The following is a 22,285-nucleotide window of genomic DNA, read 5'->3' on the forward strand; positions in this document are numbered from 1 at the left end:
CCCCCTGCGGAGCAGGAGAATTTTTACTGCGCCTTCCAGCTCCTCGCTTTCGCGATTCCCTTTCCGGCGAGTCCGACTCTATCAGATCCTTTCGGGCCTGATTCCCAGTCAGCGGGCTTGTCATCCCGGCCGTTGGGCCGTTCCGACACCCGAACTCTAGCGGATTCGTCCCGGCGGCTGATAACCGAGCCTTCGAAATGAATTCCGGCATGCCGAAATCATCCCGAGTGGGAGATCGTGCAGAGTTTTGGTTGCCGCATTCGCGGCGGGATCGGTCGTCGCAGAACCGTTCCGGCTCCGTGACAACTCGGAGAACATTACGGAGCGGCGAGGGGTGTGTCAACCTCGCCAGGTCAAGCCGTTTTTGTCGCCCGCCGGGCCCGGATCAGTCCAGGTCCGTGAGGCGACCGCCGGCGTCCGGCTGGGCGTGCTCCACCCGGCGGAGCAGGCGGATCAGCATCTCCCCGAGGGCTCCGCGCTCGTCGCCCGAGAGGTCCTGGAGCAGGTCCTCCTCGAACGCTGATGCCATCCGCATCGCTTCCAGCCACTTCGCCCGCCCCTCGTCGGTCAGCTCGACGATGACGCGTACCCGGTTGGTCTCGTCCCTGTCCCGGGTGACCAGACCCTCGCCCGCCATGCGGTCGATGCGGTGCGTCATCGCGGCCGGCGTGAGACCGAGGCGCTTGGCCAGCTCGCCCGGGCCCAACCGGTAGGGGGAGCCCGCCACGACGAGGGTCTTGAGGACCTCCCATTCGGCGTTGCTGATGCCGAGATCGGCGAGCTGGCGTCCGTACCCGACGTTCATCCGGCGGTTAAGCCGCCCCAGAGCCGAGACGACCTGCTCGACCTGGGGGTCCAGGTCGCGGAACTCGCGCTGATAAGCGGCGATCTGCTCGTCGAGGCTCGGTTCCTGGAGACCGGGCTGGTCGGTGGTGTCAGACATGGCGGGCAGTATGGCACGCCTTTCATTGGCGTCGAAGTCCTTCGATCTGTATTGTTGAGGATCTAACTTTACTGTTGAAGTCTTCGGACGTGAGTCCTTCACGAGCTTGAGGTAGGTGAGTGTGACCAGGGAAATGGGCGCAGCGCTGCGGCGGATCCAGCTGGGGAGCGCGCTGAGCGCGTTCGGTGTGGGGTTCACCGTTCCGTATCTGTACGTCTACGTGGCGCAGGTACGGGATCTGGGTGCCGGTACGGCGGGAGTCGTGCTGGCGGTCTTCGCGATGGCAGCGCTGGCCGTCCTGCCGTTCACCGGGCGGGCCATCGACCGGCGCGGTCCGATGCCGGTGCTGATCGTCGCCGCCGTGGTGGCGGCCGTGGGTGCCGCGGCCCTCGGGGTGTCGTCGAACGTGACGACCGCCGTGCTGTCGGCCGCCGTCCTCGGCGCGGGTACGGCGGTCATGTCGCCGGCGCTCGCCACCATGCTCGTCTGGTGCTCCAGCACCGCCACCCGTACGCGTGCCTTCGCCATGCAGTTCTTCCTGCAGAACCTGGGTCTCGGCATCGGTGGTCTGGTCGGCGGGCAGCTCGTCGACACGAGCCGGCCGGAGTCCTTCACGCTGCTGTTCCTGATCGAGGCGGCGATGTTCCTCGTGCTCGGCGTCGTCGCGGCGACGGTGCGGATGCCTCATGCCCCCACGTTCCCGGATGCCAGGCCCACCGACGGGTCCGCCGCGAAGGGCGGACTGCGGGTCCTGCTGTCGCACCGGGCCATGGTGCAGCTGTGCGTGCTGGGCTTCGTGCTGTTCTTCGCCTGTTACGGGCAGTTCGAGTCCGGGCTCGCCGCGTACGGCACCGAGGCCGCCGGGATCGACCCCTCGACACTGGGCATCGCGCTGGCCGCCAACACCTCGGTCATCGTCGTGGCGCAGTTCGTCGTGCTGCGTCTGGTGGAGCGCCGCAGGCGCAGCCGGGTGATCGCCGCGGTCGGCCTGATCTGGGCGTTCGCCTGGGTCGTCGCGGGATACGCGGGGCTCGGTCACGGCAGCCAGACCATGGCGACGGCCGCGATGGTCTCCACGTACGCACTGTTCGGACTCGGCGAGTCGATGCTGTCGCCGACGGTCGCACCGCTGGTCGCCGATCTGGCGCCGGAGTCGATGGTCGGTCAGTACAACTCGGCTTTCGCGCTGGTCAAGCAGCTCGCGCTGGCGGTCGGCCCGGCTGTGGGCGGTCCGATGGGGGCCTCGCTGCACGGTCCGTACATCGTGACGTTCGTGCTGTTCTCGCTGGGTATCACCGCGCTCGCGCTGCGGCTGGGGCGCCGGCTCACTCCCGCACAGGATCAGCCGTCGTCGGCGGCCGTGCCGTCACGGGTGGTGGCCGTGTCGGTGCCGGAGCCGGCGGCAGCGCCCGCTGCCACTCACTGAGGCAGCGCGAACTCGCACCAGACCGCTTTGCCGCCGCCCGGTGTGCGGCGGCTGCCCCAGGACGAGGCGATCGTCGCGACGATGGAGATGCCGCGGCCCGCTTCGTCCGCCGGTTCGGCGCGGCGGCGGCGTGGCAGGTGGTCGTCGCCGTCGGTCACCTCGATGATCAGGCGACGGTCGGTGCGGCGCAGGCCGAGGCGCATCGGGGGCGAGCCGTGCTGCAGCGAGTTCGCCACGAGTTCGCTGGCTGCCAGGACACCCAGATCGCACAGTTCGACCGGGAACCGCCACGACGTCAGGACCCCGGTGGCGAAGGCGCGGGCGCGCGGCGCCGCTTCGATGCCGCCGAGGAGGTCGAGCGAGGCGTTGTGGAACAGCTCGGCGTTCGTCCCGGTGCGGGCGGGGTGCTGAACCACCAGCACCGCGACGTCGTCGTCGTGCTCGGCGGTGACGCCGAGGGAGCGGATGAGGCGGTCGCAGACGACCTGCGGTGATCCCTTGGCGCCCGAGAGGGCGCGCTCCAGTGCGGCGACCCCCTCGTCGATGTCCTCGCTGCGGCGTTCGACGAGACCGTCGGTGTAGAGGACGGCGGTGGAACCGGGCGGCAGCGCGATCGTGCCCGACGTGTGGATCCAGCCTCCGGTGCCGAGCGGGGGTCCGGTCGGATCCTCGGCCCGGTGGACCGTGCCGTCCTCGTCGCGTACGAGGATCGGGAGGTGGCCCGCGGAGGAGTAGACGAGCCGGCCCTCGTTCGGGTCGTGGACCGCGTAGACGCAGGTGGCGATCTGGCTGGCGTCGATCTCGGCGGCGAGGCCGTCCAGCAGCTGGAGCACCTCGTGCGGCGGGAGGTCGAGGCGGGCGTAGGCGCGCACGGCCGTGCGGAGTTGCCCCATCACGGCGGCGGCGCGCACCCCGCGGCCCATCACGTCCCCGATGACGAGGGCGGTGCGGCCCGCTCCGAGCGTGATGACGTCGTACCAGTCGCCGCCGACCGCCGCGTCCGTGCCTCCCGGCTGGTAGGTGGCGGCGATCCGCAGGTCGTCGGGCTGCTCCAGCTCCTGCGGGAGCAGGGAACGCTGGAGAGTGACGGCCGTTTCCCTGTGACGGCGCTCGCTGGTGCGCAGGCGTTCGGCCGCCTCCGCGTGGTCGGTGACGTCTGCGGCGTACACGAGGACACCGCCTTCGTCCCCCTTCTGCCGTCTCCCCTTCTGCTTGCCGCTGTCGCCGTCGGCGGCGGGTGTGGCGACGGGGGTGCAGGTCACGGTGTACGAGTTGCCGCTGCGGACCTTGCGGGACTTGACGGTCCTGGGGGTGCCGCTGCGCAGCACCTGGTCCATGAGAGGCAGCAGGCTGAGTTCGTCGAGCTCCGGCATCGCCTCGGCGGCGGTGGCGCCGGTGGGACGGGGTCCGAAGGCCGCCGCGTAGGCGTCGTTGACGTACGCGATGCGGTGTTCGGGGCCGTGCACCAGGGCGACCAGGGCGGGCAGCCGGCCGAGGAGTTCGCGGGCCGAGAGGTCCTCCAGGACCGTGCTCCGGGCCGGTTCACCGCTCTCTTCGGAGGCCTTGGGAGTGCCGCCGTCCGGTGGGGCCGACCCGGTGCCGGGGCGGGCGTACTCGGCGCGGGCCGCGGGCACGGAACTGCGGTCGTCCCGGGCGGCGGCACGGCGCTGCGTTCCTGGTAGGCGGGCGCTCCAACGCGTGAAGTTCACGGAATTTCTGGCCTCGTGTGTCGGTCTGGTCCGCTCGGGCGGGCTGCTCTTCCTCTGCCGGTTCTGCTTCCGGTTCTGCTGCCGGTTCTCTCCCGCCGGGGTCGGGGCGCCGGCGTCCGGACCCCGGGGAGGCGCAGCCGGGCCTCGTCGTACTGGTCACTGTTGGTCACTGCCGACCGGGTCACTCTGTGCAGGTGTGGACCCACCTATGGTCACACGTCCAGTGTGACGGACCGTACTGACAGTCAGCCATGCTTCTTCGGCGGCCCGTCGTCCCCGGGGCGTCCGCCCCCCGCCGCGAGTTCGAATTCAGCCCGCGGGTGTTCCAGTGAGCCGAGGGAGACGATCTCGCGTTTGAAGAGTCCGGCGAGCGTCCACTCGGCAAGGACACGGGCCTTCCGGTTGAACGTCGGGACCCGGCTCAGGTGGTACGCGCGGTGCATCAGCCAGGCCGTACGGCCCTTGAGTTTGCGCCCGTAGACATGGGCGACGCCCTTGTGGAGGCCGAGCGAGGCGACGGAGCCGACGTAGCTGTGCCGATACTCCGTGAGCGGCCGGCCGCTGATCGACGCGAGGATGTTCTCGGCGAGGACCTTGGCCTGACGGACCGCGTGCTGGGCGTTGGGCGCGGTCTCCCTGCCCGGGTCGTCGGCGGTCAGGTCGGGTACGGCCGCGGCGTCCCCGGCTGCCCAGGCGTGTTCGGCGCCTTCGACGGTGAGCCGCGCCGTGCACCTGAGCCGGCCGCGTTCGTTCAGCGGCAGGTCGGTGGCGGCGAGGATCGGGGCGGGCTTGACGCCCGCGGTCCACACCAGCGTCCGGGTCGGGAAGCGGGAGCCGTCGCTGAGGACGGCGACGCGGTCCTCGCACGACTCCAGCCGGGTGTCGAGGCGCACGTCGACATTGCGGCCGCGCAGTTCCCCTACGGCGTACTTGCCCATCGCGTCACCGACCTCGGGCAGGATCCGGTCGGACGCCTCGACGAGGATCCATCTCAGGTCCTCGGCCTTGATGTTGTGGTAGTACCGCGAGGTGTAGCGGGCCATGTCCTCGAGTTCGGCCAGGGCCTCCACGCCCGCGTAGCCGCCGCCGACGAAGACGAAGGTGAGCGCGGCGTCGCGGATCGCCGGGTCGCGGGTCGCGGAGGCGATGTCCATCTGTTCGATGACGTGGTTGCGCAGGCCGATGGCCTCCTCGATGGTCTTGAAACCGATGCCGTGGTCGGCGAGGCCGGGTACCGGGAGGGTGCGTGAGACGGAGCCGGGTGCGATGACGATCTCGTCGTACGGGATCGTGACGGCGCCCGTTCCGTCCTCACCGGAGGCGAGTGTGGTGACGGTAGCGGTGCGCTCGGCGTGGTCGATGCGCTGCGCCTCGCCGATGACGATCGTGCACTGTGCCAGGACGCGGCGGAGCGGGACGACGACATGGCGCGGCGAGATCGAGCCCGCGGCCGCCTCCGGCAGGAAGGGCTGGTAGGTCATGTAGGGCTCGGGCGTGACGACGACGATCTCGGCCTCGCCGGCCTTGAGTCTCTGCTTCAGCTTCCGCTGGAGACGCAGTGCCGTGTACATCCCGACGTAGCCGCCGCCGATGACAAGAATGCGCACACCCGGCGGCGGGCCGGGGAGCGTCCCCGGGGAATCTGAAGCCATCACCTACCCATGACGCAACGTGCTCAGGTGTTTGTCCACAGCCTCGACAAATTGTGTGACCGGATGTTCTGAACGGGCCGGTACGGCCGGTCCCCGGGGCAATTCGGAAGTTGCGCAGGTCAGACGTTGCGGTAGGGGCGGTGGACCGGGGTGGAATCAGGAACCGACCGGTTCTTGCTCCGATCGGGCGGCGCACCGTGCGGAGCCGCCCCCTTCTGAATTGACCCGGGCTCAACTATGTTCATATGTCGTCGGGGTGTCGGGTTGGGATGATGATCCACACCCCGGCTGACACGGCGGGAAGTCTCCGGGGGGAGACGTCATAACCGGGGGAATAGTTATGCACATTCAGGATTCGCATTGGCAGACTGCTGCTGTCTCGTCCGACGGAAACGGACGGATCGGCACGGTGGGCACAGTGAGCGCGGGCGCCGCGGTGGGAACTGCGCTCGGCTCCGGAAGCACCGTCGCCCGGTCGGCACCGCTGCGTGTGGACGCGCAGCGCAATCTCGAGCATGTGCTGAGGGCCGCCCGCGAGGTCTTCGGCGAGCTGGGCTACGGGGCTCCGATGGAGGACGTGGCGCGCCGCGCCCGGGTCGGGGTCGGCACGGTGTACCGGCGGTTCCCGAGCAAGGACGTGCTGGTGCGACGGATAGCCGAGGAGGAGACCTCCCGGCTGACCGACCAGGCGCGGACCGCTCTGGGGCAGGAGGAGGAACCGTGGTCGGCGCTCTCGCGCTTCCTGCGGACGTCGGTGGCCTCGGGTGCGGGACGGCTGCTGCCGCCGCAGGTGCTGCGGGTCGGGGCGGATGCCGACGACTCGGCGGTGGTCGGGGACACCGGGGTCGTACGGGAGGCCGGCGCGGCTTCGGGTCCGGACTCCGGTGATGTCCGGGACGCCCGCGGTGTCCGTGACGAGGCGCGGGTGCCCCATCAGCGGCAGGACGGCCGGGCCGACCTCCGGCTCGCCGGGCGACCGGCCGCCGAGGTGGACGGGCTCGCGGACGACGACCCGGGCTCGGCCGAGCTGCTCGAGGTGGTGGGCCGGCTGGTCGACCGGGCGCGGGCGGCGGGTGAGCTGCGCCGTGATGTGACGGTGGCGGACGTGCTGCTGGTCATCGCGACGGCGGCCCCCGCGCTGCCGGATGCGGCTCAGCAGGCCGCGGCGTCGGCCCGGCTGCTGGACATCCTGCTGGAGGGGCTGCGTTCGCGGCCCGAGTGAGCGTGCACGGTCCCGCGCCGAGGTGAACGGCGGCTTGCGCCGGCGGCCCTGCCGGGCGGACGGCACAGGCCGCCGGAGGACCTGCCGGGCCGTCCTGGCACCGCCTGCGGGGGCATCGGATCCGTGATGGTGGTGTGAGGGTTCCGCACGCTCCGCACGGGAGCGGAACCCCCACCAACTCGATTGCGTGAAAAGCTCGTTGAGCCTTCCCCGTTCGGGTGGCTACTAGTGCTCACATTCGGGAGGACGCCCCGGATGAGTGGTTGCCGGGACTGAAACCTTCGCCTCGAGAGAGCCGTGTGGCACTCTTGCCCGGTGTTCGGGTCCGAAGGCGCATTACGGGGGCTTCCGCGATGAGCGGTGACGGGCAACAGGAAGAGTCGCTCGACAGCGTCCCGGCCGTGGACGGCGGCGCGGAGACCGGCGGGGTGTCCTCCCGGCAGGTGCCGAGCCAGGCCGGCCCCGGCCGGTCGGACGGTGATACCGAGGCCGGCGTCGTCCTGCCCGGACCCTGGCCGGCCGCGCCCGTCGACGACGGCACCGGCCCCCGGCCCGGCTCCGCGGTCGAGGGCGGGATCGCCGTACCGATGCAGCGGGACGGCCTCAGGACCACGGGTGTCACCGGGCTCGCCCCCTCCGACGCCCAGCTGATCCAGCGCATGCGGAGCGGCGACGACCTCGCGTACGAGGAGCTGTTCCGGCGGCACTCGGACAGCGTGCGCCGCTACGCACGGACCTGCTGCCGGGACGCCCACACCGCCGACGACCTGACGGCCGAGGTCTTCGCCCGCACCCTGCAGGCGGTACGGGGCGGCAAGGGGCCCGACGAAGCCGTGCGGGCGTACCTCATGACGGCCGTCCGGCATGTAGCCGCCGCCTGGACACGAACCGCGAAGCGGGAACACCTGGTCGCCGACTTCGCGGTGTTCGCCGCGCAGGCGTCCCGCTCCTCCGAGGTGTCGGACGTGGACACGCTGGAACTCGGCGCCGAGGTCATGGCGATGCACGAGGCCGAGCAGTCGATGGCCATGCAGGCGTTCCGCAGCCTTCCGGAGCGCTGGCAGGCGGTGCTGTGGCACACCACCGTCGAGGAGGAGTCGCCGAGCGAGATCGCGCCGCTGTTCGGACTGACCGCCAATGCCACGGCGGTGCTGGCCAGCCGCGCTCGCGAAGGGCTCAAGCAGGCGTACCTGCAGGCGCACGTCAGCCGGTCGCTCACCTCGGGCGGTGACTGCGCCCGACATGCCGACCGGCTCGGTGCGTACGCCCGCGGCGGGCTGCGGACACGGGCCGAACGCGGGCTGCGCAAGCATCTGGACGAGTGCGCGAAGTGCCGGGTCGCCGCGGGCGAACTGGCGCATGTCAACGCCGGGATTCCGGCGCTGCTCCCGGTCGCGGTCATCGGCTGGTTCGCTGCCGGTTACGCGCTCAAGGCCGCGGGGGTCGTGGCGGGCGGCGCGGCAGGTGCGGCGGGCGCGGCGGCGGCCGCGGGCGGAAGTTCGTCCGGTGGCACGGCAGGTGGCGGAGCCGCCGCGGAAGGGCTGGGCGCTCCGGTCAAGGCCGGGATCGCTGCCGCGGTGGCTGTCGCGGCCGCGGCCGGTCTGGTGTGGGCACTGACCGGTGACAACCGGCCCGAGCCGGAGGCCAGGCCCGCGACCAGACCCCCGGCGGTGGCGCCCGCAGTGCCGTCGCCCACGCCGCCGAAAGCGACGCCTCCCTCAGCGCCCGAGCCTCCGAGCGCCGCCGCGCCACCCGCCGCCGCCCCGACGCCGCGACCGAAGCCGGTACCCGCGACCGCTCACACACCGGTGCCCGAGCCGTCGACGCCCGTGCCGACGGAACCCGCGCCGTCCCCGTCCCCGACGCCTCCTCCACCACCGCCCCCCGCGCCGCCGGCCGTCTACCGGGTCAGCGAGATGCGCTACTCCCTCCTCGGTGACCACACCGAGCCGGAGTTGGTGCTGGGCGGGAGCAGCTGGGTCTGGCGACGCTCGGGCCTCTCGGTCGGCGGGCAGCGGTACGCGCACGGGGTGACCGTCCACGGCAGTTCGTCGGTGACCGTCCGGCTGAACCGGCCGTGCACCCGGTACCAGGCGATGGCCGGGGTCGACGACCTCACGTCGAGGATCGGCTCGGTGCGCTTCTCCGTGTTCGGCGGTGACGGGGTGCGGCTGTGGCGGTCACCGGTGCTGAGCGGTGACGATCCGGCCGTACCGGTGGGGGTCGGTATCGAGGGCCAGCAGCGCATCCGCCTGGTCGTCGAACCGCAGACCGCGTTCGGCGGGGTGGCGCTCGCCGACTGGGCGCAATCGACGATCAGCTGTCGCTGACGCGGGGACCGGGACCGCCGCTCCCCTCGACGCGCGGGTCCGGGCCACTTCGGTCCGGGCCACTTCGGTCCGGGCCGGGAGCTCCGCGGTGACGGGGGTCAGAAGTTCGACGACGTCGTCGACGGTCAGCGGGGCGCCCGCGGCGCACTCGGTCTCGTACCGCCGCACCACCGGCTCCGGGGCTCAGCGCTGCAAGGTGCGGCGGGCCGGGACCACTCCGCCCGCCACGGCGCGCTGGCGGGGCGCTGCCGTACCCGTCCAGCAGGTGCCGCGGCGGGAGACGAGGCGGCGGAGCCAGAGTTCGGTGGCGGCCAGGTCGGCGAGGCCGTCCAGGGGGAGCGGTTCGCCCTCGGAGGCCGCGCGCAGGGCCTTCCGTACGACGCGGGCCTCGATCAGGCCCGCGTCGGCGAGCAGCGGGGCGTCGAAGAGGGCGATCAGGTCGGGGAGCGCGGCGCGCAGGCCGGTGCGGCCGACCGCGGTCGAGCCGGCCGGGGAGGGGGTGCCCCAGCCCGGCGGCAGTTCGTGGATACCCGTGCCGGCGAGGACCCGGCGCAGGATCGCGGCGCGGGCGCCCGGCTGGACGCGGAGCGACTCGGGCAGGGCGCGGGCGGCGCGGACCACCTGGTTGTCGAGGAACGGGGCGTGCAGGCGCTGGCTGCGGATCTCGGCGGCCTGTTCCAGGATCCGGTGGTCGGCGGCGTGCCGGGCGAGTGCGGCGCGGGCGCGGGCTTCACCGGGGCGCTGTACCGAGGTGGGGCGGATCGCCGCCTCCTGGAGACGGACCGCCACTTCGGCGAGTGCCTCCCCGGTCAGCCAGCGTGCGGCGGGGCCCGGCCGTGACCAGGTGAGGGCGGCCAGCGAGGCGTCGGCGGGGGTGCCGGGGCCGGGGCCGGGGGTGTGGCGATTGGCGTCCGGGAGCCGGACGGCCGCCGCTTCGAGGCCGGTGCGGTACGACGTACGGGCCAGGCGGCGCGCCGCGCGGTAGACGGCCAGCGGGACGAACAGCGAGTGCGCGGACGCCCGTTCGGCTCTGGCGAGAGCGACGACCGGGCGCAGCAGGTGACGTCTGCGGCGGTCCATCAGGAGATCGGCGAGCCGGGCCGGATGGGCGTCGAGGACCTGCCGGGCGCCGTCGCCGACGAAGTGGTCGGCGCTGCCGGCGGCGAGGCGGCGGCGGTGGCGCTCGGAGACGATCAGGGACGGACCCGGTTCGTCGGTGAGCGGGCCGGTGTCCAGGCCCGCGTAGGGCAGGGCCTCCTCGCCCGCGGCGACGACGACATGGTGCAGGCGCGGGTTGGCGGCGATGACCGCGGCGCGTTCGAGCTCGTCCGCGTGGTCGTGGGTGGTGAGGTCGTTGAAGGTGACGGCGAGCAGCCGCTCGCCCGCGCCGGTGCCGTGGCCGAGGAGGGTACCGGGCAGACCGGGCAGTCCCGCGGCGAGCAGGGCGAGGGTGGCGGAGGCGCTGCCCCCGGAGAGGTCGGCGCCGATGCCGGGGATGGGCGCGCCACGGGCGGCGCGGCGTTCCGCGGGGCCCATGCCGGGGACCGGGCCCGGGTCGGGCGGGAGCGTCTCAGGGGCGTGGCGCGGGGCCGTGAGCCTGGCGCGTACCGCCTCGACCAGCGCGTCGCGCACCCCGTCCACGGCGCTCACCGGGTCGAGTTGGGGGGCGGCGACGGCGAGGGAGGCCACCGGCTCGTACCCGGTGATCTCGCGCGAGCCCTCGCGGAGGATCAGCGCGTGCCCCGGCGGGATGCGTTTCACGCCGACGTACGGAGTGCCGTCGCGGAGCGCTTCGGGTGTCTCGGGGCAGGCGAGCAGCGCGGCCAGGTGGCCGATGTCCAGCTGTGCCTCGATGAGGTCGGCGAGCGGGAGGGCGGCGGTCGCGTACGCCGTGCCGCTCGCCCAGGGCGTGTAGAAGACCGGGCGGGCTCCGGCGAGGTCCCCGACGACGGTGATCCGCCGGCCGATCTGGACGACGGCCGTGTAGCTGCCCGGCCAGGTGGTGAGGTGGCGCAGGGCACCACCCCGCGCGGCGAGCAGGCCGAGCCGGAGCTGTTCGTCGGTGACGCTGCAGCAGCCCAGGACGGCGAGGCGGGCGGCCGGTGCGCCCTCGGCGTTCTCGACGGTGCTGATCCGGATCTCGTCGGGGCGCCAGTCGCCGACCGCCCAGAGCGGATCCGGGTCGCCCCACAGGAGTTGGGAGCCCACGGGGTGCACGGTGCGCCCCTCGTCGGCCGCGCCGATCGCACCGGCCGTGCCGAAGCTCGCGGCGATACTGCTCCACCCCACCAACCAACGCACGCCGCCTCCACAGGCTGTGGACAAAACGGCGCGCCAGGGACGTATAGGGAGAACTGCGGGAACATGCAGCGCCGTTGCGAACATGCTGCCACGACAACGGCGCGCAGGAGTGACTACGGAGGGCGCACGTCGGAAGCGCATGCGCCCCTGGCAAAGGCCGGAGGGCGGGCGCCCTGCGGCCGAACACCCTCGGCGCGGTCCGCCGCAACGGACTGACGGGCTCCGCGTGTTGCGTTCCCCGGCGCACCCGGGCCGTACCGGCCGGAATCCGGCCACCCCTCGAACGGCCCGCCGATGACCTGCCGGGTGTCCGCGAATCGCTCGAACCAATCTCGAACGACCGACGTCATTCGGCCATTCTCGGAGCGGCAGGCCCGCGGCGGACCCGATGACCCGCGTACCGGATCAACCGGTACGTCCACCTTTGGTGCGCGGCTCACCGGCCATCCGCGCCCCGCCCCACGGCGGCTCCCCCACCCCGCGTCCGGCGCCACACCCCCGGCCGGGCGCGGATCCTGGTGCACGGTCCGGGAGACGCGGTTCGCCTCCCGGACCGGTCCGCCGCCTGCGGGGAATGAGGCGGCGGCGTCCCCCAGCCCACTGAGTCCAGTGCAGTGGGCCGACCCACGCAGCACCATGGAAGCGCTCCCTCACCGGCCGGGCCAGAGCGCACGGCCGGGCGCACAGCCACACGGCAGGAGCACGCGGGGAGCTCACCCGGCGGGGCCCGGAGCGGCATTCGTGCAGGTCCGGCACGTCGGCCGGTCCATCGCCGCGTACCGGCCACCGCCCGCCGCCGGTACGCCCCGCGCTTCCCCTCCCGCCCCTCCCGCCGCCCCGCCCCCTGCCGTCGCGTCCGCGGCCCGCGGGCCGTCCGTCCACCCCCGTAAGGACGGACAACAATCCCGCCATACGGACGTCTGCCCCTTAACGGTAGGGATGCGGCGAACTACGCTGGGTTTACTGAGGTTCTCGGCAGGAGGCATATTCCTCGGGGCTCGGCCACACGCGTGTGCGGCCTGAGTGCCGGGGTCCGTCCCTGGGGAGAACACGGTACGAATGCCGCGCGCCTCGACGGTGACGCGGCTGCCGTCTGTGTGTCGAGGGGTGGCGCATGTCCAGGGAGCAACGCGGGCCGAACGAAAAGCTCGGAACCGTTCTCGCCCTCGCGGGAATCAGCAACGCCGGGCTCGCCCGGCGGGTCAACGACCTCGGGGCGCAGCGCGGTCTGACACTTCGCTACGACAAGACCTCGGTGGCCAGATGGGTCTCCAAGGGAATGGTGCCGCAGGGCGCCGCGCCCCATCTCATCGCCGCGGCGATCGGCGCCAAACTCGGCCGGCCGGTCCCGCTGCACGAGATCGGGCTGGCGGACGCCGATCCGGCGCCGGAGGTCGGTCTGGCCTTCCCGCGCGACGTGGGCGAGGCGGTGCGTTCGGCGACCGAGCTGTACCGGCTGGATCTGGCCGGGCGCCGGGCGGGCGGCGGCGGGATCTGGCAGTCGCTGGCGGGGTCGTTCTCGGTCAGCGCGTATGCGACACCCGCGTCCCGTTGGCTGATAACCCCCGCCGACCCGTCGGTGGCACGTGACTCGTCGGCGGCGGAGTCGGCCATTCTCGGCACGCAGGGCAAGCGGGGCACACAGGGCTCACAGGGGGGCGCGGGTGCGCCCGCCGTTCCCGTGCAGCCGGGGCCGGACTCCCTCAACGACATATCGCCGCTCCGGGTCGGCCACAGCGATGTGACCAAGCTCCGCGAGGCGGCCCAGGACGCACGCCGCTGGGACTCCAAGTACGGCGGCGGCGACTGGCGCTCCTCCATGGTCCCGGAGTGCTTACGGGTGGACGCGGCGCCGCTGCTCCTCGGTTCGTACAGCGACGAGGTGGGCCGGGCCCTCTTCGGCGCCGCCGCCGAACTGACCAGGCTCGCCGGGTGGATGGCGTTCGACACCGGGCAGCAGGAGGCCGCGCAGCGGTACTACATCCAGGCGCTGCGGCTCGCGCGGGCCGCAGCCGACGTGCCGCTCGGCGGCTACGTCCTCGCCTCGATGTCGTTGCAGGCGACCTACCGCGGCTTCGCCGACGACGGCGTGGACCTCGCGCAGGCCGCCGTGGAACGCAATCGCGGGCTCGCCACCGCCCGCACCATGAGTTTCTTCCGGCTGGTGGAGGCGCGGGCCCACGCGAAGGCGGGTGACGCGCCGGCCGCGGGGGCGGCGCTGAAGGCCGCCGAGAGCTGGCTGGAGCGTTCCCGGGACGGCGATGCGGACCCGTCGTGGCTGGGCTTCTACTCGTACGACAGGTTCGCCGCCGACGCCGCGGAGTGCTACCGCGACCTGAAGGCCCCCCGGCAGGTGCGGCGCTTCACCGAACAGGCGCTGTCCCGGCCGACGGAGGAATTCGTCCGCTCGCACGGGCTGCGCCTCGTGGTCTCGGCGGTCGCCGAACTGGAGTCCGGCAACCTGGACGCGGCCTGCGCGGCGGGCACCCGGGCGGTGGAGGTCGCGGGACGCATCTCGTCGGCGCGTACCACGGAGTACGTACGGGATCTGCTGCACCGTCTCGAACCGTACGGGGACGAGCCCCGCGTCGCCGAGCTGCGCGAGCGGGCGCGACCGCTGCTGGTGGCGCCGGCGTAGGACCTTGCTGCCCGCCCGGGCCCCATACACCACCGCCGGTCCGCTCACGGACCCCTCGGGTGCCCGTCAGGGGTCCTCCGGGCGGCGCGCGTACTGCCGGGAGCGGAAATTTCGGCGCCACGCTGGCTTCCGCTGGTTTGAGGGCGTTGTCAGTGGGTCAGTGCACTATCGGGGTGGGAGGTGGCGTGATGATGACGCACGCGGCGTACGACTGCGATGTGCTGGTGATCGGCGGCGGGATCGTCGGCCTGTCGACGGCGTATGCGATCACGCGGACCGCTCCGGGCGCGCGGGTGACCGTGCTGGAGAAGGAGTGGGGTCCGGCGCGCCACCAGACGGGGCGCAACAGCGGGGTGATCCACAGCGGTATCTACTACCGCCCCGGTTCGCTGAAGGCCCGCTACGCGGTGCGCGGCGCCGCCGAGATGGTCGACTTCTGCGCGGAGCACGGAATCCCGCACGCGGTGACCGGCAAGCTGATCGTCGCGACCGAGCGGTCCGAGCTGCCCCGGCTCCACGCGCTGGTTCAGCGCGGCCGCGAGCACGGGCTGCCGGTGCGTGAGCTGGGACCCGCCGGAATCGCCGAGTACGAACCGCGGGTGCGCGGGCTCGCGGCGATCCGGGTCGGGACGACCGGGGTGTGCGACTTCAAGGCGGTCGCCGAGCGGTTCGCGGGCGAGGTGCGCGGCGCGGGCGGGCTGATCCGATTCGGGGCGGAGGTCACGGCGATCGACCGCCGCCCGTGGGGTGTGGCGGTACGGACGGCGGACGGCCGCGTCGTACGGGCCCGGGTGCTGGTCAACTGCGCGGGGCTGCAGAGCGACCGGGTGGCGCTGCTGGCGGGCGACGACCCGGGCATGCGGATCGTGCCGTTCCGCGGGGAGTACTACGAGCTGGCCAGGCCGGAGCTGGTGCGCGGGCTGGTCTACCCGGTGCCCGACCCGGCGTTCCCGTTCCTCGGGGTGCATCTGACCCGCGGCCATGACGGCGGCGTGCACGTCGGGCCGAACGCGGTGCCCGCGCTGGCCCGTGAGGGGTACGGCTGGCCGGTCGTACGCCCACGAGAGCTCGCGGACACGCTGGCCTGGCCGGGCTCCTGGCAGATCGCGCGCAGACACTGGCGGTACGGGGCGGGCGAGGTGCGCCGTTCGCTGTCGAAGAGCGCGTTCACGGCGGCCGTACGGCAGCTACTGCCCGAGGTCACGGAGGACGATCTGCGCCCCGCCCCGTCCGGCGTCCGGGCCCAGGCGGTGCTGCGCGACGGCACGCTGGTCGACGACTTCCTGATCCGTGAGGCACCGCACACCGTGCACGTGCTGAACGCCCCGTCACCTGCGGCCACGGCCTCGCTGCCCATCGGGCGGGAGGTGGCACGCAGGGCACTGCTCCGGGCACGGGGGACGGGGTGGAAGCCGCCCGCCGTAGAATCGGGGCATTGTGTCTGAGTCCTTGAACCCCGCCCCCGAGACCGCCGAGGCCGACGATCTGCGTGCCGCCGCCTTCGAACGGCAGCGCAGGCTGCGTCAGGAGCCACGCTTCCCCGGCGGGCCCGCCGCTGACCCGGCCGGTTCGCACCACGAGCGCCGGATCCGCAGCTTCCAGCCGCGCCGCAGCCGGGTCACGCCCGGCCAGGAGGACGCGCTCCAGCGGCTCTGGCCGAAGTGGGGCCTGGACATCGACGGGCAGTCGGTGATCAGCCTGCCGGAGCTGTTCGACGGGCTCCCGGTGGTGCTGGAGATCGGTTTCGGGATGGGTGAGGCGACCGCGCAGATGGCGGCGGACGATCCGGGCACCGGCATTCTCGCCGTCGACGTGCACACCCCCGGCCAGGGCAACCTGCTGGGTCTCGCGGACCGGAACGGCCTGTCCAACATCCGGGTCGCCAACGGTGACGCGATCATCCTGCTGCGCGAGATGCTGGCACCGGACGCGCTGGACGGACTGCGGGTGTACTTCCCCGACCCGTGGCCCAAGAAGCGCCACCACAAGCGGCGGCTGATCCAGCCGGAGTTCCTCGATCTGGCGGCGACGCGGCTGAGGCCGGGGGCCGTGCTCCACTGCGCGACCGACTGGGAGCCGTACGCCGAGCAGATGCTGGAGGTGCTGACCGCGCACCCGCTGTTCGAGAACACCGCGGCGGACGGCGGCTACGCACCGCGTCCGGCGTTCCGACCGCTGACCCGGTTCGAGGGGCAGGGCCTGGACAAGGGCCATGTCGTGCACGACCTGCTCTTCGCCCGCCGCTGAGCCGCTGAGCCCCCGCGCCGCCGAGCCGTTGCGCCGCTGAGCTGATGCACCGCTGAGCTGTTGCGCCGCTGGCGGGCCGGCCGCCCGTGCCGCTCCCCCGGAGGGGCGCTGAGCGGTCGAGCCGCCGGTCCGTCGGGCCGCTCGGGTGTCACCGCCCCATGGTCAGTTGTCAGTCCACCTCGTTAGGGTCATGGGGTGTCCGACGGGTCTGTCCAGCAGCAACAGTCGCAGCCGGCCGTCCCCATGCTCGAGGAGCAGCGGGTCGGCGAGATCCTCGCGGCCGTGCCGGAGCGGAGCCAGTGGCGTTACCGGCCGCGTCGCGTCGGCATGGTCTGGCGGAGCAAGACGTTCCGTATCGTCACGGTCTTCACGGTGCTCGCGCTGTGCGGGCTGGTGATCCTGGCCCTGGTCCGCGCCCAGACCGGCACCGAGGGATTCCTGGTCGGCCTGGGACTGGCCGTGCTGCCGGTCCCGCTCCTGATGACGGCGTTCCGCTGGCTGGACCGGGTCGATCCCGCGCCCTGGCGGAATCTGCTTTTCGCCTTCGCCTGGGGCGCATGCGCCGCCGCCCTGGTGGCGATCATCGCCAACTCGTTCGCGACCCGCTGGATCGCGACGGCCACCGCGGACCCGTCGGGTGCCGACACCCTCGGGGCCACGGTGATAGCACCGATCGTCGAGGAGAGCGCGAAGGCCACGGCCGTCCTGCTGATCTTCCTGTTCCGGCGACGGGACTTCAGCGGTGTCGTCGACGGCGTGGTCGTCGCCGGCTTCACCGCGACCGGATTCGCCTTCACCGAGAACATCCTCTATCTGGGCAACGCCTTCGGCGAGGACCAGCAGATCGGCAACTCGGGCCTGGCCTCGGTGACGGCCGCGACGTTCTTCGTACGGGGGGTGATGACCCCGTTCGCGCATCCGCTCTTCACCGTGCTGACCGGCCTGGGCTTCGGCTTCGCGGCGCTCGGCGCACGCCGCGCCCGCTTCCGCCACGTCGCGCTGCCGCTGCTGGGCCTGGTCCTCGCCATGGGGATGCACGCCCTGTGGAACGGCTCGGGGACGTTCGGCCCGTACGGCTTCTATCTCGTGTACGGGGTCTTCATGGTCCCGGCCTTCGGCCTGGTCACATGGCTGGCGGTCTGGTCGCGCCAGCGGGAGCTGCGCACCCTGGCGACCGAACTGGGCGCATACGCGGCCGCCGGCTGGCTGACCCCGGCCGAGCCGCTCGCCCTCTCCTCGATGCGGGCCCGCAGGCTGGCCCGTGACCTGGCGCGCCGGCAGCACGCGCAGACGGCGGGGTACGGAATCCCGGGCCACGGCTACGCCCCCGTCCACGGCGTCCCGTACGCCCCCGCGTACGGCGGCCCCACGTACGGCCTCGTCCACAACGGTGACAGCCGGGTCGTGGCACAGGTCCGGAGCCACGCCAGGGCGCAGGCCGAGGCGCGTGGCAAGGCGGCTGCCCGGGCTGTCGCCGAGTACGAGTCGTTCGCCACCTCCCTGGCGTCCCTGCGCCGCCGGGCCGGCCGCGGGGTGGCGGACCCCGACTTCACCGCACGCGAGCTCGAACTGCTGCACCACCTATGGCAGCGCCGGGACGTCGCCGCCCCCGCCCTGACGCACGCCGCGCGGGCGACGGGCCGCCTGAGGCTCCCCTACCCGCCGCCATGGCCGGTTCCGGCGCCGTACCCGCCGTACGTCGGGGGCCACAACCCGTACCTGCTGCCGCCCCGGTAGCCGGATCCGGACAGACCGGTCCGCCACCGTGGGGCCGCGGCGCACCGCATCCGCGAAGCCGTGGAGTGTCTCCCGGCCCCCGGAGCGCGCGAACGCCCCGGGAGCACCTCGCTCCGGGGCGTTCGGGCGGCTCAGGCACGGCCCGTGGGCGGCGCCTGCTCGGTCAGGCGGAGGCCTCGGTGAGTTCCGCCAGCTCCTGCTCGGTCAGCTGGAGACCGGCCACGGCCACCAGCGCGGGCACCTGCTCGACCGTACGGGCCGAGGCGATCGGGGCGGCGACGGTCGGGCGGGCGGCGAGCCAGGCGAGAGCGACGGTCGCTACTTCGGCGTCGCGCTCCCGGGCGACCTTGTCGAGCGCGGCCAGCACCTTCTGTCCACGCTCCGTCTCCAGGTGTCCGCCCGCCTTCTCGGCGCGGGCGCTCTCCACCGACGTGCCCGGACGGTACTTACCGGTGAGGAACCCCGAGGCCAGGGCGAAGTACGGGACGGCGGCGAGTCCGGCGCGGGCGGCGGTCTCCTGGAGCGCGCCCTCGTAGGTGTCACGCGAGACGAGGTTGTAGTGCGGCTGCAGGGCGACGTACCGGGCCAGTCCCTCGCGCTCGGAGAAGTCCAGGGAGGCCTGGAGCCGCTCCGGGCTGATGTTGGAGGCGGCGATCTCGCGGACCTTGCCCTCCTTCACCAGCTGGTCCAGGGCGGTGATGATCTCCTCGACCGGGACGGTCTCGTCGTCGAAGTGCGTGTAGTAGAGGTCGATGTGGTCGGTGCCCAGGCGGCGCAGCGACTCCTCGGCGGCCGACTTGATGGTGGCGGCGGAGAGACCCTTGTACGCGGGGTGGGCGCCGACCTTGGTGGCCACGACGATGTCGGAGCGGTTGGAGCGCGCGGCGAGCCACTTGCCGATGACGGTCTCCGACTCGCCGCCCTCGTTGCCCGGGACCCAGGCGGAGTACGCGTCGGCGGTGTCGACGAAGTTGCCGCCCGCAGCTGAATACGCGTCGAGGACGGCGAACGACTGCGCCTCGTCGGCAGTCCAGCCGAAGACATTGCCCCCGAGAGCGAGCGGGAAGACCTGAAGGTCGGAAGAGCCGAGCTTACGAAGAGAAGTCATGTGTGGAAGAACGCATTCCGCCCGGTCCGGTATTCCGTGCATGACACACGCGCAAGCCCGGTGCGGGCACTTTGCGCCTCACCCGTGAAGCAGGCCGGCAGCCCTGACGTCGGGGGGGAGCGTCAGGGCTGCCGGGGTTCGGGGGCGGCCGGAGGAACCGGCTCGCGCGGGGCCGGCGGAGGGACCGGCCTGGTGCGGGCGGCAGGCCGGACCCGTCGGGGTCAGACCGTGAGGCCCTTGTCGCGCAGCCAGGTCATCGGGTCGATGCCCGTGCCGTCCGGGGTGTGGACCTCCAGATGGAGGTGAGGGCCCGTCACATTGCCGGTGGCGCCGACACGTCCGATGGTCTCGCCGGTGGTGACCTTCTGGCCGACGGTGACGTCGATCGACGACTGGTGGCAGAACCACAGCTCCGTACCGTCTTCGAGCTCCAGGACCGTCCGGTAGCCGTACGAGCCGGACCAGCCCGCCGACTTGATGGTGCCGGTGTGGATCGCCTTGATCGGGGTGCCGGTCGGCGCCGCGAAGTCGAGGCCGGTGTGGTAGCCGGAGGACCACATCGAACCGGCTTCGCCGAAGGTCGAGGTGATCGTGTACGAGGAGGTGGGAATGGCGTAGCTCGCGGCGAGCTTGGCGAGCCGCGCCGCCTCCGCCTTCGCCTTGGCCTCTTCCTCAGCCTTCTTCTTCTCGGCGGCGACCTTGGCCTCGGCGGCGTCCTGCTTCTTCTTCGCCTCGGCGGCGGCCTGCTCCGCGGCGGCCTTCTCCTCGGCCTCCTTGGCCTCCGAGTCGGCGGCGTTCTGCTGCTGTTCGGCCTGCTGCAGGATGCGGGCGCGGAGCGCCTCGCCGGCGTCGGTGGCGCCCTGCTCGGCCTCGGCGGTGGTGATGCCGGCGCTGGTGAGCGGGGCGACTGCCGCCCTGGCATCGGCCTGGTCGGCGGACTCCTCGGAGAAGAACGCGCTCACTCCGGGCAGGGACTTGGCGTCGGGAAGGTTGTCCGCGATGGAATCGGGCAGAGATATGGAGACCGGCGGCTTGCTCTGCGCGGTGGCCATGCCACCTGCGCCGACGGCCGCGATGACGCCGACTCCGAGCACCGTGGAGCTGCGGGCGAGCCCGTTGCGCTGCTTGGCGACGCGGTGCCTGCCGCGTACGGGGCGGACGGAGTCCTCGGTGGGATTCCATTCCTCCCAGGCCCGGTCGGTCTCGCCGAAACCTTCGGTGCCGAAGTCGGCGACCGTCTCGGTTCTGTACTCGGTGGTGAAGTCGGAGCCGAACCGGGAGGGGGCTTCGGGGGCAGGCTTGTTGGACGCCACGGGGGCGCACTCCTTTCCTTCCTTCTCGCCTACCGGGTTAGCTGACGGGTTCGGAGCAGGAAGGTCTCCTACGGATACCTCCGCCTCTCACGAGACACAGGTGTCCGATTCACCCCATGTAGGTGGTTCCCCGGTTCCCTTGCGGAATTCGGCGCTCGCACGCGGCGCCGCCACTGACGACGGCTGGGACAACCGCACTGCGTTATCGAACGTTAATAGACACAGGGGCTGGATTCCAAGCCGTTCCCACTGATCGTTCACAACCTTGGCCTGGACTTTACGGGGCACAACCGGGCGGAATCGGGCGAGTTGATCGAGCCTCGGCCAATACCGGTTTCCTGACGTTGCGTCAAATGTTATGCGGAGCGGCGCCCTTCGACTACGCACGGTGGCATCACCCCCACGCCCTCACCACCGGCGCGTGCGACGCCTATCCACGACCCACGATCTTCACGGTCCTGCGCCGTTCCGGCTGGCCCTGCACGGGCCGGACGACCGCGAGCAGCGCCACGTCATCGGTGGAACGGCCGCCGGTGTGCAGCCGTACGTCGTCGGAGATCGCGGACAGCAGCTCCTCGGGCCCGGGGAAGAGCCGGCCGCGCAGCCGGGCGGCCGGATCGTAGAAGACCCCCTGCGCGTTCCGCGCCTCGGAGAGGCCGTCGGTGTACAGGAGCAGCGTCGTCCCGTCGGTCAGAGTCCAGACGTCGGTCACGTCCGGCCAGGTGCCCAGGCCCATGCCGAGCGGCAGCGCGGGCACGCTCGGCGCCAGCACCTCCAGCTGCCCGTCGGCATGGAGCAGCAGCGGCTCGGGGTGCCCGCGGTTGACGATCCGCACCTGCTTCGCATCGGTCGCGATCTCGGCCAGCACGGCGGTGACGAACCCCTCGACGGGGTCCATCCCGCCACGCCGCTCCGCCTCCCGCGCCAGCGCCCGCTCCAGCCGCTGCGCCACGCACTCCAGCGTTCCCTCCTGCTCGGCGGCCTCCCGGAACGCGCCGATGATGACTGCGACCGCCGCGACCGCTTCGAGACCCTTGCCCCGGACGTCCCCGACCACCAGCCGCACCCCGTGCGGGGTGTCCGTGACGGCGAACAGGTCGCCGCCGACGAATTCGTCCGCCTGCGCCGCCTCGTACCGCGCCGCGACCTGTAGTCCACCGATCCGGGCGGCCGGCGCGGGCAGCACGGCCCGCATGGCGGTCTCCGCGATGACCCGCGCCGAAGCCAGCTGCTCGTTGCTGCGCCGTACGACTCCGTTGATGAAGACGGCGAGGACCGCGACGGTGAGCACGGTGACGACCTCGATGGACGGCACGACATGCGGCAGCGTGCCGTTGTGCAGTCGCAGGGCGAGGATCGCGATCAGCGAGGCGGCGCCGATACGGATGGTGCTCTTCAGCGTGAAGAACGGTGCCGCGATCAGCGGGGCCGCCACGAACAGCGGCACGGCGGTGAACGGCGCCGGAGTGAAGAAGTCGAACACGAATCCGACGACGAGCATCGTCGTGGGCAGCGCACGGACCAGCCACCGGGAACGGGAGCCGCCCCATCCCCAGCCTCCGCGCAGCTTCTCCGCCATCCCCACCTGTGGTCTCCTGCCCGGTACGCGCCTGGCTGCGGACGGCGCCGCGTCCCACCTCCCAGGCTTGCCGGATCGGC

At 72.4% G+C, this 22,285-nt stretch carries 14 protein-coding genes and 1 riboswitch; of the genes, 7 read left to right on the top strand and 7 right to left on the bottom strand.

Annotated elements, in window-relative coordinates; translation table 11 throughout:
- Positions 1 to 385: 385 nt before the first annotated feature.
- Entirely contained in the window at positions 386 to 943 is a 558-nt protein-coding gene (locus ACFVXE_RS04890; protein WP_389669247.1) for a MarR family winged helix-turn-helix transcriptional regulator, read from the bottom strand.
- A gap of 133 nt (positions 944 to 1,076) precedes the next feature.
- On the opposite strand from ACFVXE_RS04890, the gene ACFVXE_RS04895 reads away from it, so the two are divergent.
- On the top strand, positions 1,077 to 2,369 hold the full coding sequence (locus tag ACFVXE_RS04895) for an MFS transporter (RefSeq protein WP_389669528.1): 1,293 nt from the start codon (positions 1,077 to 1,079) through the stop codon (positions 2,367 to 2,369).
- Here the strand turns inward: ACFVXE_RS04895 and ACFVXE_RS04900 are convergent.
- The gene (locus ACFVXE_RS04900; protein ID WP_389669249.1) at positions 2,363 to 4,078 is read right to left on the bottom strand and encodes a SpoIIE family protein phosphatase; all 1,716 of its coding nucleotides are present in this window, start codon (positions 4,076 to 4,078) and stop codon (positions 2,363 to 2,365) included. The genes ACFVXE_RS04895 and ACFVXE_RS04900 overlap by 7 nt on opposite strands.
- 245 nt (positions 4,079 to 4,323) lie before the next feature.
- Positions 4,324 to 5,730 carry an NAD(P)/FAD-dependent oxidoreductase gene (locus tag ACFVXE_RS04905; protein WP_389669251.1) on the bottom strand — a complete coding sequence of 469 codons (1,407 nt, stop codon included), beginning with the start codon at positions 5,728 to 5,730 and terminating at the stop codon, positions 4,324 to 4,326.
- Between the two features lie 340 nt (positions 5,731 to 6,070).
- Here ACFVXE_RS04905 and ACFVXE_RS04910 point away from each other — a divergent pair, with 340 nt between their 5' ends.
- Positions 6,071 to 6,952, top strand: a complete 882-nt coding sequence (locus ACFVXE_RS04910; protein WP_389669253.1) for a TetR/AcrR family transcriptional regulator — start codon at positions 6,071 to 6,073, stop codon at positions 6,950 to 6,952.
- Between the two features lie 353 nt (positions 6,953 to 7,305).
- Positions 7,306 to 9,282, top strand: a complete 1,977-nt coding sequence (locus ACFVXE_RS04915; RefSeq protein WP_389669255.1) for a sigma-70 family RNA polymerase sigma factor — start codon at positions 7,306 to 7,308, stop codon at positions 9,280 to 9,282.
- Positions 9,283 to 9,465: 183 nt separating this feature from the next.
- On the opposite strand, the gene ACFVXE_RS04920 is transcribed toward ACFVXE_RS04915, so the two are convergent.
- Complete coding sequence (locus tag ACFVXE_RS04920) at positions 9,466 to 11,583, bottom strand: asparagine synthase-related protein (RefSeq protein ID WP_389669257.1); 2,118 nt, start codon at positions 11,581 to 11,583, stop codon at positions 9,466 to 9,468.
- 1,114 nt (positions 11,584 to 12,697) lie between these two features.
- Between ACFVXE_RS04920 and ACFVXE_RS04925 the strand changes: the two genes are divergently transcribed.
- The 4 genes from ACFVXE_RS04925 (at position 12,698) to ACFVXE_RS04940 (ending at position 18,205) form a co-directional block, all read left to right on the top strand.
- Positions 12,698 to 14,221, top strand: a complete 1,524-nt coding sequence (locus tag ACFVXE_RS04925; protein ID WP_389669259.1) for a sporulation protein — start codon at positions 12,698 to 12,700, stop codon at positions 14,219 to 14,221.
- 188 nt (positions 14,222 to 14,409) lie between these two features.
- Positions 14,410 to 15,666: an L-2-hydroxyglutarate oxidase gene (gene lhgO / locus ACFVXE_RS04930; RefSeq protein WP_389669261.1), complete on the top strand. Its 1,257-nt coding sequence runs from the start codon at positions 14,410 to 14,412 to the stop codon at positions 15,664 to 15,666.
- The gene (gene trmB, locus ACFVXE_RS04935; RefSeq protein WP_389669263.1) at positions 15,659 to 16,468 is read left to right on the top strand and encodes a tRNA (guanosine(46)-N7)-methyltransferase TrmB; all 810 of its coding nucleotides are present in this window, start codon (positions 15,659 to 15,661) and stop codon (positions 16,466 to 16,468) included. The genes lhgO and trmB overlap by 8 nt, the downstream gene beginning before the upstream one ends.
- Before the next feature lie 195 nt (positions 16,469 to 16,663).
- Positions 16,664 to 18,205: a PrsW family intramembrane metalloprotease gene (locus tag ACFVXE_RS04940; protein ID WP_389669265.1), complete on the top strand. Its 1,542-nt coding sequence runs from the start codon at positions 16,664 to 16,666 to the stop codon at positions 18,203 to 18,205.
- Positions 18,206 to 18,368: 163 nt separating this feature from the next.
- On the opposite strand, the gene ACFVXE_RS04945 is transcribed toward ACFVXE_RS04940, so the two are convergent.
- From ACFVXE_RS04945 to ACFVXE_RS04955, 3 genes are all read right to left on the bottom strand, one after another.
- On the bottom strand, positions 18,369 to 19,313 hold the full coding sequence (locus tag ACFVXE_RS04945; protein ID WP_389669267.1) for an aldo/keto reductase: 945 nt from the start codon (positions 19,311 to 19,313) through the stop codon (positions 18,369 to 18,371).
- Positions 19,314 to 19,534: 221 nt separating this feature from the next.
- The gene (locus ACFVXE_RS04950; protein ID WP_389669268.1) at positions 19,535 to 20,626 is read right to left on the bottom strand and encodes a M23 family metallopeptidase; all 1,092 of its coding nucleotides are present in this window, start codon (positions 20,624 to 20,626) and stop codon (positions 19,535 to 19,537) included.
- An 11-nt stretch (positions 20,627 to 20,637) separates the two neighbouring features.
- Positions 20,638 to 20,790, bottom strand: a riboswitch (cyclic di-AMP (ydaO/yuaA leader).
- Positions 20,791 to 21,056: 266 nt separating this feature from the next.
- Positions 21,057 to 22,205 carry a PP2C family protein-serine/threonine phosphatase gene (locus ACFVXE_RS04955; RefSeq protein WP_389669530.1) on the bottom strand — a complete coding sequence of 383 codons (1,149 nt, stop codon included), beginning with the start codon at positions 22,203 to 22,205 and terminating at the stop codon, positions 21,057 to 21,059.
- Positions 22,206 to 22,285 lie beyond the last annotated feature (80 nt).

It is taken from the genome of Streptomyces sp. NPDC058231 (genome assembly GCF_042882275.1).
GTDB lineage: Bacteria > Actinomycetota > Actinomycetes > Streptomycetales > Streptomycetaceae > Streptomyces.